We start from the raw sequence: 17,642 nt of genomic DNA, 5'->3' as shown, positions 1-17,642 counted from the left end.
CACCCGCGAAGAGGCCGGTACAGGTTTGCCGTCATCGGCAACCAAGCGCCGGATAACCGGCGTCCAACACGTCGACTGCCCCCTCGAAAGCCCGTATCCACGGGCTTTTTCATGATTTCGCAAAGTTGGTTCGGAACTTGCTTTCTAGCTCGCATAGCAACGGCGAGCGGCAAACGACCGCCAGTGCAATGGAGGATGACTGTGGACAAGATGCTTTACGTGGCCATGACCGGCGCGAGCCAGAATGCGCTGGCCCAGAAGGCGCACGCCAACAACCTGGCGAACATTTCCACCAACGGTTTCCAGCGAGACCTGGAGCAGGCCCGCTCGATGCCGGTGTTCGGCGACAGCTTTCCGTCGCGCGCCTTTGCCATGACCGAGCGCCCGGCCACCGACTTCAGCGAAGGTCCGATGGTTGAAACCGGCCGCGATCTGGATGTGACGGTAACCGGCAAGGGCTTCATCGCCGTGCAGGCACCCGATGGCAGTGAAGCCTACGTACGCACCGGTAGCCTGAACATCGATGCCCTCGGTGTGCTGCGTGCCGGCAACGGCATGCCGGTGATCGGCAACGGCGGCCCGATTGCGATTCCGCCAGAGCAGAAGGTCGAAGTCGGCGCCGATGGCACCATCAGCATCCGCTCCCTGGGGGAAGACCCGCGCGTGATGGCCGAAGTCGACCGCATCAAGCTGGTCAACCCCGATACCAAAGGCCTGACCAAGGGCCTGGATGGCCTGATCCATACCCGCGACGGCCAGCCGGCAGACGCCGACGTCAACGTGCGGGTGGTGTCGGGCTTCCTGGAAGGCAGCAATGTCAACGCCGTGGAAGAAATGACCTCGGTGCTGGCGCTGTCCCGTCAATTCGAACTGCACGTGAAGATGATGAACGCGGCCAAGGAAGGCGACGAAGCCATGGCGCGTGTTTTGCAAATCGGCTAATCACTTTTGAACGAGTGCCGTAAAACAGGCGCACGAGGAGAACTTACATGCTTCCGGCTCTTTGGGTCGCTAAAACCGGCCTGTCCGCCCAGGACACCAACCTGACGGTCATCTCCAACAACCTGGCCAACGTCTCGACCACCGGCTTCAAGCGTGATCGCGCCGAGTTCCAGGACTTGCTGTACCAGATCAAACGCCAGCCGGGCGCGCAGTCCACCCAGGACAGCGAGCTGCCTTCCGGCCTGCAGGTCGGTACTGGTGTGCGCATTGTCGGCACCCAGAAGAACTTCCAGACCGGCAGCCTGCAAACCACGGAAAACCCGCTGGACATGGCGGTCAACGGCCGCGGTTTCTTCCAGGTATTGCAGCCGGACGGCACCGTTTCGTATACCCGTGACGGTACCTTCCACCTGAACTCCGACGGCCAGATCGTCACCGCCAACGGTTTCGCCCTGGAACCTGCCATCGTCGTGCCGAACGACGCGCAGACCTTCACCGTCGGCCAGGACGGCACCGTGTCGATCACCACCGCCGGCAACCCGGCTGCGCAGGTGATCGGCAACATCCAGACCGCCGACTTCATCAACCCGGCCGGCCTGCAGGCGATTGGCGACAACCTGTTCCTCGAAACCGCCGCCAGTGGCGCGCCGCAAGTCGGCACCCCGGGCCTGAACGGTTTCGGCACCACCCTGCAGCAGACCCTGGAAAACTCCAACGTCAGCACCGTGGAAGAGCTGGTGAACATGATCACCACCCAGCGTGCCTACGAGATGAACTCCAAGGTCATTTCCACGGCTGACCAGATGCTGTCGTTCGTTACTCAACAGCTCTGAAGCAGGCAGCTCTAACCCCGTCACTCCGTTGCACCCGTGAGGTAAGCGTCATGAATCGTCTGTTGTCCGTTTTCGCCCTGGGGGGGGCGGTGTTGCTGGCAGGTTGCGTCGCGCCGACGCCCAAGCCCAACGACCCGTACTACGCGCCGGTACTGCCGCGCACCCCGCTGCCGGCAGCGGCCAACAACGGTTCGATCTACCAGGCCGGCTTCGAGCAGAACCTGTACAGCGACCGCAAGGCGTTCCGGGTGGGTGACATCATCACCATCACCCTCAACGAGCGCACATCGGCCAGCAAGAACGCCGGTTCGCAGATCCAGAAAAACAGCAACGCCAACATCGGCCTGACATCGTTGTTCGGCACTACGCCGAACACCAACAACCCGTTCGGCAGTGGTGACCTGTCGCTGGAGGCCGGCTACAGTGGCGAGCGCGCCACCAAGGGCGACAGCAAGGCCACTCAGGGCAACACCCTGACCGGTTCCATCACCGTGACCGTAGCCGAAGTGCTGCCCAACGGCATCATCGCCGTGCGTGGTGAGAAGTGGCTGACCCTGAACACCGGCGAAGAGCTGGTGCGCATAGCCGGCATGATCCGCGCCGACGACATCGCCACTGACAACACCGTGCCGTCCACTCGCGTGGCCGACGCGCGCATCACCTATTCCGGTACCGGCTCGTTCGCCGATGCCAGCCAGCCCGGGTGGCTGGACCGCTTCTTCATCAGCCCGCTTTGGCCTTTCTGAGTACGGATGACCATGTTCAACGTGAGGCAGCTGATTGCCGCAACCCTGCTCCTGTCCTGTGCCTTCGGCGCCCAGGCCGAGCGCCTGAAGGACATCGCCAGCATTTCTGGCGTGCGCTCCAACCAGCTGATCGGTTACGGCCTGGTGGTGGGGCTCAATGGCACGGGTGACCAGACCACCCAGACGCCGTTCACCCTGCAGACCTTCAACAACATGCTGTCGCAGTTCGGCATCAAGGTGCCGGCCGGCTCCGGCAACGTGCAGCTGAAAAACGTTGCGGCAGTGTCGGTGCATGCCGACCTGCCGGCGTTCGCCAAGCCAGGCCAGGTGGTGGACATTACCGTGTCCTCGATCGGTAACTCCAAGAGCCTGCGCGGCGGCAGCCTGCTGATGACCCCGCTCAAGGGTATCGATGGCAACGTCTATGCCGTGGCCCAGGGTAACCTGGTGGTGGGCGGCTTCGATGCCGAGGGCCGTGACGGTTCGAAGATCACCGTCAACGTTCCGTCAGCCGGTCGTATCCCTGGCGGTGCTACCGTCGAGCGTGCAGTGCCGAGCGGCTTCAACCAGGGCAACAGCCTGACCCTGAACCTCAACCGCCCCGACTTCACCACTGCCAAGCGTATCGTCGACAAGGTCAACGACCTGCTCGGCCCGGGCGTGGCCCAGGCCGTGGACGGCGGTTCGGTACGGGTCACTGCGCCGATGGACCCGAGCCAGCGCGTGGACTACCTGTCGATCCTCGAGAACCTCGAGATCGACCCGGGCCAGGCGGTCGCCAAGGTCATCATCAACTCGCGCACCGGCACCATCGTCATCGGCCAGAACGTCAAGGTGTCGCCGGCCGCGGTGACCCACGGCAGCCTGACCGTGACCATTACCGAAGACCCGATCGTCAGCCAGCCGGGGCCGTTCTCCAATGGCCAGACCGCCGTGGTGCCGCGCTCGCGGGTCAACGCCGAGCAGGAAGCCAAGCCGATGTTCAAGTTCGGCCCGGGCACCACGCTGGATGAAATCGTCCGTGCGGTGAACCAGGTGGGCGCAGCGCCCAGCGACCTGATGGCCATCCTCGAAGCCCTGAAACAGGCCGGCGCCTTGCAGGCCGACCTGATCGTGATCTGAGGACGGCGCGGATGAACAGCAAAAGCCTGGTTTCCGGCAGCGCCGACAGCGGCGCCTACACCGACCTCAACCGCCTGAGCTCGCTCAAGCATGGCGATCGCGACAGCGACGCCAACGTGCGCAAGGTGGCCCAGGAGTTCGAGTCGCTGTTCATCAGCGAAATGCTCAAGGCCTCGCGCAAGGCCAGCGACGTGCTGGCCGACGACAACCCGATGAACACCGAAACGGTGAAGCAGTACCGCGACATGTACGACCAGCAGCTGGCCGTGAGCATGTCCCGCGAAGGCGGCGGTATCGGGCTGCAGGACGTACTGGTGCGCCAGCTGTCGAAGAACAAGGGCACGCCGGCCAACACCAGCCCGTTTCCGCGCATCGAGGGCAATGCCCCGACGCTGTGGGGCAACAAGGTGGCCGAGCCCGTGCATGCCGCGCAGTCGACCGCCACCCGCAACGACGTCGCCGCGCTCAATTCGCGACGCCTGGCGCTGCCGAGCAAGCTCACCGACCGCCTGATGGCCGGCATCGTGCCGTCGGCGGCCAGCACCAATACCACAGCCGTGCCTGCCCGTGACGGCCAGCAGGTGGCCAAGGCCTTCGCCGTGCCGGACAACGGCCTGCGCATCCTCGGGCGCGCCGTGGCCCAGCCACCGCTGGCACCGAAAAAGGCCTTTGCCGACAGCGACGAGTTCGTCGCCACCATGCTGCCGATGGCCGAGCAGGCGGCCAAGCGCATCGGTATCGACCCACGCTACCTGGTGGCACAGGCCGCCCTGGAAACCGGCTGGGGCAAGTCGGTCATGCGCAACACCGATGGCAGCAGCAGCCACAACCTGTTCGGCATCAAGGCAACCGGCAACTGGGAAGGTGGCGAGGCGCGGGCGATCACCAGCGAGTTCCGCGATGGCCAGTTCGTCAAGGAGACGGCGGCGTTCCGCTCCTACGATTCCTACCAGGACAGCTTCCACGACCTGGTCAGCCTGCTGCAGAACAATTCGCGCTATCAAGATGCAGTGAAGGCCGCCGATAAACCAGAACAGTTCGTGCAAGAGTTGCAAAAGGCCGGGTACGCCACCGACCCGAATTACGCCAGCAAGATCTCGCAGATCGCAAGACAGATGAAGTCGTACGAGCACTACGCAATGCTCGGTACCGCAACGAAACTTTAAGGGCATGGAACCATGGCGAGTCTGATCAACATTGGTATGTCGGGGCTTGGCGCCGCGCAATCGGGGATGTACACCCTCGGTAACAACATTGCCAACGCCGATGTCGAAAGCTACTCGCGCCAGCAGAACGTGCAGAAGACCAAGGGCGGGCAGCAAGTCGGCCAGGTGTTCATCGGCAGCGGTACTACCCTGGCGGATGTGCGCCGGGTCTATAACGCGTTCCTCGAGAACCAGCTGCGCAGCACCACCTCGCTGAGCAGCGATGCCACCTCGTACCTGAACCAGATCACGCCGCTGGATACCGCCCTGTCGAGTAGCGACACCGGTATCACTGCTGCACTGAAAAGCTTCTTCAGTGCGATGCAGGATGCTGCGGCCAAGCCGAGCGAGGACGCCTCGCGCCAACTGCTGCTGACCAGCGCGCAGTCCCTGGCCAAGCGCTTCAATACCCTGTCGGCGCAGCTCAACCAGCAGAACAGCGACATCAATGCCAACATGGCGTCGATCGCTGACAAGGTCAACGCCCTGACCCAGTCGATTGCCGACCTCAACGGCCAGATCTCCAAGATGACGGCCGTCAATGGCCAGCCCAACGACCTGCTCGACCAGCGCGACGGTGCGGTGCGCGAATTGTCGGCGCTGATCGGTGCCGACGTTGTAGAACAGAAGAACGGCAACTACGACATCTACCTGAAGAACGGCCAGGCCCTGGTGCTGGGCAACACCACCCAGACCATCGGCGTGCAGCCGAGCGCCACCGACCCGACCCGCATGAGCCTGATCCTCAATCGCGGCTCGACCAAGATGGACATCACCAGCACCACTACCGGTGGTGAACTTGGCGGCCTGATCCGCTACCGCAAGGATACCCTCGACCCGGCGCTCAACGAGCTCGGTCGCGTGGCCCTGGTAGTAGCCGATGCGATTAACAGTCAGCTGGCCCAGGGCATCGACAAGAACGGTGACTTCGGTGCCACCCTGTTCGGCGATATCAACAGCGCCGCTGCCATCAGCCAGCGCAGTGTCGCCAAGACCGGCAACAGCGCCGGTTCCGGCAACCTCGATGTGACCATCAAGGACACCGGCAAGCTCAGCACCAGCGATTACCAGGTGACCTTCACCAGCGCCACTGGCTACAGCGTCCGCAAGTTGCCGGAAGGCACCGACATGGGCAGTTTCGACCTAACCGACACGCCGCCTCCGGTGATCGACGGGTTCACCCTGTCGCTCAATGGTGGTGGCCTGAGTGCTGGCGACAGCTTCAAGATCACCCCGACCCGCAATGCCGCCGCAGGCATCGACACTGTCCTGACCGACCCGAAGCGCCTGGCCTTGGCTTCGCCGCTGACCGCCACCAGTGGATCGGGCAACAAAGGTACCGGCGTCATCACCCAGCCGACGCTGACCTCGGAGATGGACATCTACGATGCCGCCCAGCGTTCGCAATTGCAGGCTGGCCTGAAGTATTCGACCCCGGTCAAGCTGGTGTTCGGCGATGACACCAGTTCGCCCCAGGCCTACAAGATGTACGACGCCAAGGGCACCGAAATCGGCAGTGGCACCATCGTGCCGGGGCAGGAGAACAAGTTGCAGCTGTCGGTGCCGATGGTCGATGGCAGCGGCAATTCGCTGGGTGGCAATTTCACCTTCGAGATGAGCGTTTCCGGCGCGCCGAAGAACGGCGACAGCTATACCGTGGCGCTGAGCGGCGCAGGTTCGGCAGACAACCGCAACGCCTTGTCGGTGATCGACCTGCAGACCAAGTCCACGGTCGAGGTTGGCGCCAACGGCAAGGGCATCAGCTTCACCGATGCCTACGCCAAGCTGGTGTCCAATGTTGGCGGCAAGGCCGGCCAGGCGCAGATGGACAGCGATGCCACCACTGCCCTGCATGCCTCGGCAGTGGAAAGCCGTAACGGCCTTTCGGGTGTGTCGATCGATGAAGAGACCGGCAACCTGGTCAAGTTCCAGCAGTACTACACCGCGTCGTCGCAGATCATCAAGGCGGCCCAGGAAACCTTCGCCACCCTGATCAACAGTCTTTAAGGAGCCGTAGATCGTGAGCGTACGCATCTCTACTTCGCAGTTCTACAACACCAACCAGGCCAACTACCAGAGCAACTTTGCCAAGACGGTGAAGAGCCAGCAGGAGGCAAGCGATGGCATTCGCGTGCGTTCGGCCAAGGATGACCCGGTGGGGGCGGCGCGTCTGCTGCAACTGGAACAACAGCAGAACATGCTGAAGCAGTACAGCGGCAACATCGTCAACGTACGTAACGCCCTGGGCACTGCCGAAAGCACCCTGAACTCCATCGGCACCATCCTGCAGCGGGTCAACGAGCTGGCGGTGAGCTCTGGCAACGGTACGTTCACCGATGCCGACCGCAAGGCCAACGCCGACGAACTGGCGTCGCTGGAAGACCAGCTGTTCTCGTTGATGAACAGCAAGGACGAGAACGGCAAGTACATCTTCTCCGGCTCCAAGGGCGATACCCCGCCTTACGCGCGCAATGCCGATGGCACCTACAGCTACCAGGGCGACCAGGGCAAGCTCAACCTGCAGGTGGGTGACATGCTCAGCCTGGCGGCCAATGAAACCGGCTACGACGCCTTCGAGCAGGCGCTCAACACCAGCCGTAGCCAGACCAGCCTGACCGCGCCGGCCACCGACGATGGCCGCGTCAGCCTGTCCAACGGCCAGGTATCCGGCAACAGCCTGTACAACGATCGCTTCCGCAGTGGCGAGCCGTACACCATCGAATTCCTCAGCAGCACCGAATACAAGATCACCGATGTCGACGGCAATGACGTCACGCTCGAGGCCAGCCAGGGCGGCAAGTTCGACCCCAATGGCGACAACACCAGCATCAGCTTCCGCGGTGTCGATCTGCGCCTGGACATCACCTTCAAGGACGGCGACAAGGGTAATGAAGATGCCGCTATCGCAGGGCATACGTTCAACCTGAGTTCCAAGGCCGATGAGGTTTCCGGCACCCGCAGCCCTGGCAATACCTCCTCCGAGCAGGTGACGGGCGCGACCATCACCGATCAGGCTGCCTACAAGGCCGCTTTCCCGGGCGGTGGCGCGGTGCTCAAGTTCACCGGCAGCAGCACCTTCGAGCTGTATGCAACTCCGGTTACTGCCAATAGCCGCCCTATAGCGTCTGGGGCGCTCGGCGGGGCGAGTGGCACTACCGCGACAGCGGCTGGCGTCAGTTTCGAATTGTCGGGCGCGCCAAGTGCGGGCGATTCGTTTGCGGTCAAGGTCGATACCCACCAGACCCAGAACCCGCTGGACACCATCAGCAAGCTGCGTACCGCATTGACCACGCCGATGGATAATGATCCGGTTGCTCGACAGAACTTCCTGGCTTCGCTGGATTCGGCCGTGGGTAACATTACCAGCGCTATCAATCAGGTTTCGTCGTCCGTCAGCGCCATCGGTGGCCGTGGACAGGCGCTGGACGTTCAGTCGGAGACCAACGAGGCGCTGAGTACCGAGAACACCAAGACTCAGAGCTCGATCCGTGAAAGCGACCCGGCAGAAGTGATGCTGCGCCTGCAGATGCAGACCAACATGCTGCAAGCTTCGCTACAAGCGTATGCGAAAGTCGCCGGGCTTTCGCTGGTCAATTACATCTGATTCTTTCCCCTCCTGTTTCAACTTCGCTGTGTCAGTGTGCCCGCTCTGACGCAGCCCCTTTTTTCAAGGCTCCAACGTGAACGAACAACCCCTCGTCAGCATCGTCATTCCTGCCTACAGCGCGCGCTTTTTCGCCGTGGCGTTGCAGAGCGCGGTGGGGCAATCCTACGAGAACCTCGAGGTCCTGGTCTGTGATGACAGTGAAGGGGATGAGATCGAAACGATCGTGCGTTGCGTTGAAGAGCAGAGCGGTAGGACGGTGCGTTATGTTCGTAACGAGCGCCGTCTTGGGTTTGTCGGCAATCTGGTCCAAGCTGTGCAGATGGCATCTGGCGAGCTGGTCAAGGTGTTGTGTGACGATGACCGGCTGATGCCGCTATGCGTGGCGCGCCAGGCAAAGTGTCTGGCAGATGATAGCGAGGTCAGCCTGGTTCTCGCTCAGCGCATGTTCGTCGACGAGAACAGCTATGTGCTGCCGATGCGCTTGGCCAATGCCCGGTTTGTTGACACCGACAGCCTGTTCAATGGCAACGACATATTGTCGATCCTGAACGATAGCCCGGCTAATTTCCTCGGCAACTTCTCCTCAGCGATGATGCGGCGTGAGCAGGTCTTGAGCTTCTTGTGCGCATTGACGCAGGATGATCAGGGGTTCGTGGCATTGCTGGATATGGTGCTCTTCTGCTGTTTGATGCGCACCGGGCAGTTGATGCTGGTCGGCGATGTCCTGGTGATTGAACGCCTGCATGCCCAGCGCTTGAGCAAACAGTCAGCGGTGAGGGCATCGCTCGTGCGCGAATGGGGCTGGCTGCGTCAGATGCTGGAGCAGCGTGGTGGCGAGCAAGCGCCGGCGCAAGGGTGGGTACGTTATCGGGCACTGTCGGACACCTCGCTCATGCCGGGTCAATGGCGCGAGATGAATCTGGTGTTGCTGTTGGGCAACTGGCAGCAGACCATGCGTTGCCGTATCGGTAGTGACAGTGAAAGTTACGCCGAGCTTTATCAGGCCTGGGTGGATGAGCGTCAACTGAGTGCTGCACAGCTCAAGCGGCTGCCCCGTACCTTCGAGTCCTGGCCCCGCAAACCCCGAGTTGCCGTAGTGATACTGGATCTGGCCGGTAGCCTGGATGAGCTCAGTCAGACTGTGTACAGCGTTCAGGCGCAGTGCTACGCAGCCCAGGATTGCGTTGTGTTATCTGATGTCAAAGGCTGTGTGTGGTCGGGGGTTGCCCAGCATGCGCTGGAGGGGGACTGGGTCGGCCAGATCAATCGAGTCGTAGCCGCTTTGCCTGAAAGCGATTGGGTCTACCTGTTGCATGCGGGTGACAGGCTTGTCGACGCCGCGTTGCTGTTGCTGGCGGAGCGCATCGCCGTCATGCCGGGGTTGGGCTGTATCTACAGCGATGAAGATAATTGGGTGGATGGCGCGCTCTGCGAGCCGATTTTCAAACCTGCTTTCAACATCGACCTGATGCGTAGCTATCCGTACGTCGGGCGTACTCTAGCTTTCGATCGAGCAGCGTTCGCTACGCTGGGCGGCCTAGATTCACGTTTTGCAGACCTGGCGGCGCATGATCTGCTCTGGCGGTTGGTGGAGGCCAAAGGCCCTCAGGCAGTTGAGCATATTGCCGAGATTCAGGTGCATTCGACCCTCGGATTCGCGCAGTGGCTGTCGCAAGATTCGGTAATTGCCCAGAGCGAGCCCGTGCTTCACGAGCACTTGAATCGTCTGGGTGTCGCTCACCAGATACGCCACGATGAAGTGCCTGTACTTAACCGAGTCGACTATCTGCACACCGAGCAGCCACTCGTCACGCTTGTGCTGCCCTGTAACCAGCCGTTTCAGATAGTTCAGCGCTGCGTCATGTCGGTGCTGGAGCAGACCACGTATTCGCGCTATGAATTGGTACTGGTCGCGGCTGATGATATCGAGCCCGCTGCAGGCAACTGGCTTCATGCAATGGCCGAGGTGGGCGGCGCGATACTTCGGGTATTGCGTTTGAGTGGGGCTGCCGATGTCGGGCGGATGATCAACGAAGCCGCTAAGACAGCGCGCGGCGATTACCTGCTGATGCTTTCATCGGGGCTGCAAGTTCGCGAGGGCCAATGGCTAGGTGAGTTGCTCAACCATGCTCAGCGTCCAGAGGTGGCAATCGTGGGCGCCAAATTGGTGGATGTGCATGACAGGGTCGTTCACGCAGGCCTGGTTCTAGGCGGCAGTGGTGGCGTAGGGCTGGTATGTGCGGGTGAAGAAGGACAAAGTCGAGGCTATTTGCAACGTCTGCAGGTCACTCAGAACTGGAGTGCGGTGGCAGGTGACTGTCTGATTGTGCGCAAGTCAGTTTTTGACGCATTAGATGGTCTGGATCTCACCCAGTTTTCCGCGGGGTTGGGTGAAGTCGATCTGTGCCTGCGCGCGAGAAGCCTGGGTTATCTGGTCGTCTGGACGCCCTATGCGTGTTTGTATGCGATTGGAGCAGCCTCTGGCGAGCCTCACGCAAACGCGACGTTCGAGCAGCAGTCGGTCTTTTTCGAGCGTTGGCGTTCGTTGGTCGTGCGCGATCCCGCATATAATCCTAACCTGGGGCTGGGGCGTGTCAATTTCGACCTGGATGCCAGCCAGCAAGGCAGTTGGGACCCGTTCTGCGCGCGGACGCTGCCTTCGGTGCTCGCTTTACCTGTGAACGCCTCGGCAGTTGGCGCGTATAGGGTCACCGAACCGTTCGCCCGGCTGGAGGCTGGCGGGCGTATTGTCGGACGGGTTTCGTACGAGTCCCCGGATACCGTCCAACTCGCCCGCATGAATCCCGATATCATCGTGGTGCAGTTGCGGCATAACGAAAACTCGGTCAGCGACCTTGAACGGCTGGCCAGGTTTTCCAGTGCGCGGCGTATCTACGAGATCGACGACTATGTGCTCAAGGCGCCGAAGAAGAACAAGCATGCCCGTAACAAGCCGGCAGATATCGAGCAGCACCTGCGCCGCGCAATCGGGTTGTGTGATCGTGTCGTCGTTACCACCCAGGCGCTGGCAGATGCGCTGGGCTCGATGCACAGTGATTTCCGCGTAGTCCCGAACATGCTCGACCCGGAGGTCTGGGGCGCTTTCAAGTGCGAGAGGGCAACGGCCTCGAAACCACGTGTGGGTTGGGGTGGCGGCACCAGTCATTCGGGAGACCTGGAAATCATTGCTGAAACAGTTCGGCTTTTGGCGGATGAGGTTCATTGGGTGTTCTTCGGCATGTGCCCAGATGAGCTTCGCCCGTACGTGCATGAGTTTCATCCGCCGGTAGCCTTGGCCAACTATCCGGCCAAGCTTGCCAGCCTGAATCTGGATCTGGCCCTGGCCCCGCTGGAGTTCCATATCTTCAACGACTGCAAGAGCAACCTGCGCTTGCTGGAATACGGCGCCTGTGGTTACCCGGTTATCTGTACCGATACCGAGGCGTACCGCGGTTATTTGCCTTGCACGCGGGTGTATGGCAACAGCACCAAGGAATGGGTCGAAGCGATTCGCTCGCATCTCGCAGACCCGGCCTCCAGTTATCGCATGGGGGATGAGTTGCGCGAGGCGGTGATGCGTGATTTCGTTTTGCGCGATGACAACCTGCGCCATTGGGAGTGGGGCTGGTTGGCGGATTGATACGGCTTTCTGGTCACCGTGATAGCGCTCTGTGTATTGTGATAAGGCTGCCTTATGGCCCTTTCGGTTTGCTGCTCTGTTAAACGTCAGTGTGTCGTTGCGGGCAGTCATCTTTCATGGCCGGCGCCGCTGCCGGAAAGGCCTGCGTTGTCTACCACATCGGATTAAAAAACTGTTGGCCCTTTAAGCGGGTTGGCGCATTTCCTGCAAATACCCATCGATATCGCCATAAATCCTTCACCCGGGCGGACCTGGGGCGCGAAGCACATGAGGAAATCGATGAAGGCAGTCATTCTGGCGGGTGGGCTCGGCACGCGTATCAGCGAAGAGTCACACCTCAAGCCCAAACCGATGATCGAGATCGGTGGCAAGCCAATTCTTTGGCACATCATGAAGCAGTATTCGGCGCACGGCATCCACGACTTCGTGATCTGCCTCGGCTACAAGGGGTACGCGATCAAGGACTTCTTCGCCAACTACTTCCTGCATACCTCCGACGTCACATTCGACATGCGTGCCAACCGTATGGATGTGCATCAGAACTACAGCGAGCCATGGCGTGTGACGTTGGTGGATACTGGTGACGATACCATGACCGGTGGCCGCTTGCGTCGTGTTGCCAGATACCTGGAAGACGAGGAGTCCTTTTGCTTCACCTATGGTGATGGCGTCTCTGATCTGAACATCGGTGCGTTGGTTGACTTCCATCTCGGTCACGGCAAACTCGCCACTGTCACAGCGGTACAGCCACCAGGTCGATACGGAGCACTGGAGCGCGAGGGCGACCGGGTGCGAGGTTTCAGCGAGAAACCGCGCGGTGATGGAGGTTGGATCAATGGCGGCTTCTTCGTGCTCTCTCCCAAGGTCATCCCCTATATTGTCGGTGATGCGATGCCGTGGGAGGCCGAACCGTTGGCCACCCTGGCCCAGCAAGGCCAGCTGATGTCGTTCGAGCACGACGGCTTCTGGCACCCCATGGATACCTTGCGCGACAAGAACCACCTCGAACAGTTGTGGAGCAGCGGGGAGGCGCCATGGAAACAGTGGGCTTGAGTCCCGCGTTCTGGGCCGGTAAGCGCGTCCTGGTCACTGGTCACACTGGTTTCAAGGGCAGCTGGCTGGTGCTCTGGCTGCAGAGCCTGGGCGCTCAGGTCACCGGTTTCGCCCTCGACCCATCGACCGAGCCGAACCTGTTCGATCTGGCACGGGTTGGCGAGGGCATCGATGATCGCCGTGGTGATGTGCGTGATCTTGGCGTTCTGCTGGAACTGGTCGCCGAAGTGCAGCCGGAAATTGTCTTGCACCTGGCAGCCCAGCCGCTGGTGCGTGAAGGGTACCGCGACCCGTTGGGCACCTATTCGAGCAATGTCATGGGGACCCTCAATCTGCTAGAGGCCGTGCGGCAGGTAGGCGGCGTGCGCGCCTGCGTGGTGGTCACCACCGACAAGGTCTACGCCAACCAGGAGTGGGTCTGGTCCTACCGCGAGAACGAAGCGCTCGGTGGTCATGATCCGTACAGCAGCAGCAAGGCCTGCTGCGAAATTCTTGCACAGTCCTACGCGGCGTCATTCTTCCCGGCCGAGCGGTACGCCGAGCATGGCCTGAGCCTGGCAACCGCACGCGCCGGCAATGTGCTGGGCGGAGGAGACTTCTCGCCCGATCGGCTGATCCCCGACGTGCTCAAGGCGTGGTCTGCTGACGAGCAGGTGACGCTGCGTTTTCCCCAGGCGGTGCGCCCTTGGCAGCATGCCCTGGAGCCGCTGGCCGGATACCTGCTGCTGGCCGCCAGTCTATACGAGCAGGGCCAGCGCTATGCAGGTGCATGGAACTTCGGCCCGGGTGACGACGACATGCGCAGTGTCGGTGAGGTGGTCCAGTTGCTGGCTGGGCAGTGGCCTCTGGCCCCAGGGGTCAAGGTCGAGACGAGCGACCTGCACGAAGCCGGGCTGCTACGCCTGGACAGCTCTCGAGCCCGCCAGCTGCTTGGCTGGCGACCACGCTGGACGCTCAACGAATGCCTGGAGCGAACCCTGGGCTGGCACCTGGCCTGGCGTAAGGGTATGGACATGCGTGCAGTCTGTCTGACCCAGTTGAGCTTGTATCAGGAGTCGTTGTGAGCGAGTACACCTTGCACCCCTTGCCATTGCAGGGCCTAGCCCGCGTCGATCATCGCCGCCATGAGGATGCCCGTGGTGCATTCTCGCGGCTTTACTGTGAAGGTAGCCTGGAGCGTTTCGGAGCGCCGTTCCACATCCGCCAGATCAACCGCTCGCTGACTCGCGGGCGCGGTAGCGTGCGTGGTTTACATTATCAGGTCGGGCCGCAGCCGGAGAGCAAGTACATCACCTGCCTGCAGGGTGAAGTGTGGGACGTGGTGGTTGACCTGCGTGCCGATTCGCCGACTTTCCTGCAATGGCATGCCGAGCACCTCAAGGCCGGTGAGGGCAACAGCTTGCTGGTACCGGCCGGTTTCGCCCACGGTTTCCAGGCACTGAGCGACGATGCCGAGCTGCTTTACCTGCACAGCGCCGACTATGCCCCGGAGCATGAGGGGGGGCTGTCGGTGCTGGACCCGCGCTTGGCCATCGCCTGGCCGTTGCCCGTGATCAACCTCTCGGCCCGGGATGAAATGCATCCTTGGCTGGACAGCCGCTTTACCGGAGTGACCGTATGAATTGCCGTGGTTGTGGCAGCGCCCTGCACCTGCCGTTGATCGATCTGGGCACAGCGCCGCCTTCCAACGCCTACCTGCGTGCCGAGCAACTGGCCGGGGCTGAACAGTGGGTACCGCTGAAGGTGTCAGTGTGCGAGCAATGCTGGCTGGTACAGACCGAGGATTATACCCGCGCCGAGCAGCTGTTCGATGCGGACTATGCCTACTTCAGTTCCTATTCCAGTTCCTGGCTGGGCCATGCCGAAGCCTATGTGGCTGGCATGGCCGAGCGCTTCGCGCTGAGCGCCGACAGCCGTGTGGTGGAGATCGCTGCCAACGATGGCTACTTGTTGCAGTACGTTGCCCGGCGCGGTATTCCCTGCCTCGGGGTCGAGCCGACCCGCAGCACTGCCGATGCGGCGCGTGCCAAAGGGCTGGAGATACGCGAGGTGTTCTTCGGTCGCGACGTGGCGACGCAACTGGTGGCCGAAGGCTGGAGTGCCGACCTGATGGCGGCCAACAACGTGCTCGCCCATGTGCCGGACATCAATGACTTCCTCGGTGGCTTCGCCACCTTGCTTAAGCCGACCGGCGTGGCCACGTTCGAATTCCCGCATTTGCTGTCGCTGATCGCCGAGCACCAGTTCGATACGCTTTATCACGAGCACTATTCCTATTTGTCGCTCACGGCGGTGCAGATCCTCTGCCAGCGCAACGGCCTGGAAATATTCGACGTGCAGGAGCTGCCGACTCACGGTGGTTCACTGCGGGTGTTCGTGCAACGCACTGATGGCCAGCGCCGTACGGTGGAGCCGGCCGTCACCGGCCTGCTGGCGCTGGAGAACGACGTGGGCGTGCGCAGCGCTGGCTTCTACTCCACCTTGGCGCCTGCCGCCGAGCGTATCAAGCTGCAGTTGCTGCGTTTCCTGCTCGACGCCAAGGCTGCTGGCAAGCGCGTGGTGGGTTACGGCGCTGCCGCCAAGGGCAACACCTTACTCAACTATGCCGGGGTCAAGGCTGACCTGTTGGCCTGGGTGGCCGACGCCAGCCCGCACAAGCAGGGCAAGTTCCTGCCTGGTAGCCGCATTCCGATAGTGGCGCCCGAGCGTCTGGCCGAGGAACAGCCGGACTATGTGCTGGTGCTGCCGTGGAATCTGCTGCACGAAATCAGCGAGCAGCAGGCCGGCATCCGTGAGTGGGGCGGGCAGTTCGTCATCGCCGTCCCCGAGTTGACCGTGCTATGACCGCATTGCATGTACTGGTAACCGGCGCCACAGGTTTCGTTGGCCGCCATCTGGTGGCCGAACTGCTGGCACGCGGTTGTCGCGTGCGCGCCTTGGCGCGTGACGTCGAGCGCGCGCGGGGGATGGCGTGGTTCGACCAAGTGGAGTTCGTTGCCGGTGACCTGCAGTTGGCCGACGCCGCAGCGGTGGCCAGTTGGGTCGATGGTATCGATGCCCTTGCTCACCTGGCCTGGCCGGGACTGCCCAACTACCAGGCGCTGTTCCATCTGGAGCAGAACCTGATGGCCGACTACCGCTTCATCAAGCACGCGGTCGAGGCTGGTGTACGACAGGTGCTGGTCACCGGCACCTGCTTCGAGTACGGGATGCAGAGCGGCCCGCTGGACGAACAATGTCCGGCGCGCCCGGCCAACCCCTATGGCTTGGCCAAGCACAGCCTGCACCAGTTCCTCCAGGCATTGCAGTTGCATCGGCCATTCACTCTGCAATGGGCGCGACTGTTCTACCTGTATGGTCAGGGGCAGAACCCCAAAAGCCTGCTGGCAGGGCTCGATCGAGCCATTGATAGCGGCGAGGCATCGTTTGCCATGTCCGGTGGCGAGCAGTTGCGCGACTTTCAGCCGATTACCGATGCTGCCCGCCAGTTGGCTGGTGTGTTGCACTGTCGCGAATTCTCAGGGGTGGTCAATTGCGCCAGTGGTCAGCCGGTTGCAGTGCGCAGTCTGGTCGAGCAGCGTCTGCGTGAGCGAGGTGCCAGCCTGAGCCTGAATCTTGGTTATTACCCTTATCCAACCCATGAGCCGATGGCGTTCTGGGCGGTGACCGATCGTTTGCAGCGCATGCTGCAATCCACTATCGAGCCCTTGCACCGCTGACGCTGTCGGGCCAACACTTTTCAAGAGGCTGCAAATGAGCGACAAAACGCCACTACAGGTATTCGCCGAAGAATGCCAGGCCGAGATCCGTGCCCAAGGCAACGATGCGGCGCTGGGCGAACTGGCCCAGGTCTTCTACAACGAATCGGCCAAGCACAAATACACCTACCACTTCAGCTGGATGGGCCGCCCGATCATCCAGCTGCCCCAGGACATGGTTGCCATGCAGGAGCTGATCTGGAAACTCAAGCCTGACTTGATCATCGAATGTGGCATCGCTCATGGCGGTTCGATCATCTATTACGCGTCGATGATGGAGTTGGTGGGGCATGGTGAGGTCCTTGGCATCGATCGCGATATCCGTCCACATAATCGCGAAGCCATCGAAAGTCACCCAATGTTCAAGCGTATCAGCATGATCGAAGGCTCCAGCATCGACCCGGCCGTTGTCGAGCGGGTGCGGATGCTGGCTGAGGGCAAGAAGGTCATCGTCGTGCTCGATTCCAACCACACCCACGACCACGTGCTGGCAGAACTGCGCGCCTACGCGCCGTTGGTGTCGCAAGACTGCTACTGCGTGGTGATGGATACGGTGGTCGAGGACATGCCTGCCGATGCCTTCCCTGATCGGCCATGGGGTGTTGGCGACAACCCGCGCACTGCTGTGTGGGCTTACCTGAAGGAAACCGAGGACTTCGTCATTGATGCCGAAATCCATGACAAGCTGCTGATCACCGTGGCGCGTGATGGCTACCTGCGCCGAGTGCGCTGAACC

General features: G+C 61.6%; 14 protein-coding genes. All 14 read left to right on the top strand.

The genetic code is table 11. The features are described 5' to 3' along the window. Positions 1 to 201: 201 nt before the first annotated feature. The gene (locus E5221_RS20030) at positions 202 to 942 is read left to right on the top strand and encodes a flagellar basal body rod protein FlgF (RefSeq protein WP_247846311.1); all 741 of its coding nucleotides are present in this window, start codon (positions 202 to 204) and stop codon (positions 940 to 942) included. Between the two features lie 47 nt (positions 943 to 989). Then, the gene (gene flgG, locus E5221_RS20025) at positions 990 to 1,775 is read left to right on the top strand and encodes a flagellar basal-body rod protein FlgG (protein ID WP_015271239.1); all 786 of its coding nucleotides are present in this window, start codon (positions 990 to 992) and stop codon (positions 1,773 to 1,775) included. Between the two features lie 50 nt (positions 1,776 to 1,825). Continuing rightward, positions 1,826 to 2,521: a flagellar basal body L-ring protein FlgH gene (gene flgH / locus E5221_RS20020; protein ID WP_015271238.1), complete on the top strand. Its 696-nt coding sequence runs from the start codon at positions 1,826 to 1,828 to the stop codon at positions 2,519 to 2,521. Positions 2,522 to 2,527: 6 nt separating this feature from the next. Then, a complete protein-coding gene (locus E5221_RS20015; protein WP_013973619.1) occupies positions 2,528 to 3,643 on the top strand; it encodes a flagellar basal body P-ring protein FlgI in 1,116 nt (371 codons plus the stop codon). A gap of 11 nt (positions 3,644 to 3,654) precedes the next feature. Beyond that, positions 3,655 to 4,809 carry a flagellar assembly peptidoglycan hydrolase FlgJ gene (gene flgJ / locus E5221_RS20010; RefSeq protein ID WP_247846310.1) on the top strand — a complete coding sequence of 385 codons (1,155 nt, stop codon included), beginning with the start codon at positions 3,655 to 3,657 and terminating at the stop codon, positions 4,807 to 4,809. 12 nt (positions 4,810 to 4,821) lie between these two features. Next, the gene (gene flgK, locus E5221_RS20005) at positions 4,822 to 6,855 is read left to right on the top strand and encodes a flagellar hook-associated protein FlgK (protein ID WP_123083742.1); all 2,034 of its coding nucleotides are present in this window, start codon (positions 4,822 to 4,824) and stop codon (positions 6,853 to 6,855) included. 13 nt (positions 6,856 to 6,868) lie between these two features. Continuing rightward, positions 6,869 to 8,452: a flagellar hook-associated protein 3 gene (locus tag E5221_RS20000; protein ID WP_123083741.1), complete on the top strand. Its 1,584-nt coding sequence runs from the start codon at positions 6,869 to 6,871 to the stop codon at positions 8,450 to 8,452. A gap of 76 nt (positions 8,453 to 8,528) precedes the next feature. Further along, entirely contained in the window at positions 8,529 to 12,095 is a 3,567-nt protein-coding gene (locus E5221_RS19995; RefSeq protein ID WP_123083740.1) for a glycosyltransferase, read from the top strand. 279 nt (positions 12,096 to 12,374) lie between these two features. After that, positions 12,375 to 13,148 (top strand): glucose-1-phosphate cytidylyltransferase, encoded by a 774-nt coding sequence (rfbF, locus tag E5221_RS19990; protein WP_054573095.1) that lies wholly within the window; start codon positions 12,375 to 12,377, stop codon positions 13,146 to 13,148. Next, on the top strand, positions 13,130 to 14,212 hold the full coding sequence (gene rfbG, locus E5221_RS19985; protein WP_061551257.1) for a CDP-glucose 4,6-dehydratase: 1,083 nt from the start codon (positions 13,130 to 13,132) through the stop codon (positions 14,210 to 14,212). The genes rfbF and rfbG overlap by 19 nt, the downstream gene beginning before the upstream one ends. Next, complete coding sequence (locus E5221_RS19980; RefSeq protein ID WP_061551256.1) at positions 14,209 to 14,769, top strand: dTDP-4-dehydrorhamnose 3,5-epimerase family protein; 561 nt, start codon at positions 14,209 to 14,211, stop codon at positions 14,767 to 14,769. The genes rfbG and E5221_RS19980 overlap by 4 nt, the downstream gene beginning before the upstream one ends. Beyond that, entirely contained in the window at positions 14,766 to 15,992 is a 1,227-nt protein-coding gene (locus E5221_RS19975; protein WP_123083739.1) for a class I SAM-dependent methyltransferase, read from the top strand. The genes E5221_RS19980 and E5221_RS19975 overlap by 4 nt, the downstream gene beginning before the upstream one ends. Beyond that, complete coding sequence (locus E5221_RS19970; RefSeq protein WP_061551254.1) at positions 15,989 to 16,867, top strand: NAD(P)-dependent oxidoreductase; 879 nt, start codon at positions 15,989 to 15,991, stop codon at positions 16,865 to 16,867. Before E5221_RS19975 ends, E5221_RS19970 begins: the two co-directional genes overlap by 4 nt. 34 nt (positions 16,868 to 16,901) lie before the next feature. Continuing rightward, positions 16,902 to 17,639: a cephalosporin hydroxylase family protein gene (locus E5221_RS19965; protein WP_054573100.1), complete on the top strand. Its 738-nt coding sequence runs from the start codon at positions 16,902 to 16,904 to the stop codon at positions 17,637 to 17,639. Positions 17,640 to 17,642 lie beyond the last annotated feature (3 nt).

It is taken from the genome of Pseudomonas sp. A2 (genome assembly GCF_023100865.1).
In the GTDB taxonomy this organism is placed as follows: Bacteria; Pseudomonadota; Gammaproteobacteria; order Pseudomonadales; family Pseudomonadaceae; genus Aquipseudomonas; species Aquipseudomonas asiatica.
This window is presented reverse-complemented; position numbering and strand designations above follow the sequence as displayed.

Excerpts from the sequence above, each read along its gene's own strand:
- rfbF (WP_054573095.1), top strand. The coding sequence starts at position 12,375 with ATGAAGGCAGTCATTCTGGCGGGTGGGCTCGGCACGCGTATCAGCGAA.
- flgK (WP_123083742.1), top strand. The coding sequence starts at position 4,822 with ATGGCGAGTCTGATCAACATTGGTATGTCGGGGCTTGGCGCCGCGCAA.
- flgJ (WP_247846310.1), top strand. The coding sequence starts at position 3,655 with ATGAACAGCAAAAGCCTGGTTTCCGGCAGCGCCGACAGCGGCGCCTAC.
- E5221_RS19965 (WP_054573100.1), top strand. The coding sequence starts at position 16,902 with ATGAGCGACAAAACGCCACTACAGGTATTCGCCGAAGAATGCCAGGCC.
- E5221_RS19970 (WP_061551254.1), top strand. The coding sequence starts at position 15,989 with ATGACCGCATTGCATGTACTGGTAACCGGCGCCACAGGTTTCGTTGGC.
- rfbG (WP_061551257.1), top strand. The coding sequence starts at position 13,130 with ATGGAAACAGTGGGCTTGAGTCCCGCGTTCTGGGCCGGTAAGCGCGTC.
- flgH (WP_015271238.1), top strand. The coding sequence starts at position 1,826 with ATGAATCGTCTGTTGTCCGTTTTCGCCCTGGGGGGGGCGGTGTTGCTG.
- E5221_RS19975 (WP_123083739.1), top strand. The coding sequence starts at position 14,766 with ATGAATTGCCGTGGTTGTGGCAGCGCCCTGCACCTGCCGTTGATCGAT.
- flgG (WP_015271239.1), top strand. The coding sequence starts at position 990 with ATGCTTCCGGCTCTTTGGGTCGCTAAAACCGGCCTGTCCGCCCAGGAC.
- E5221_RS20015 (WP_013973619.1), top strand. The coding sequence starts at position 2,528 with ATGACCATGTTCAACGTGAGGCAGCTGATTGCCGCAACCCTGCTCCTG.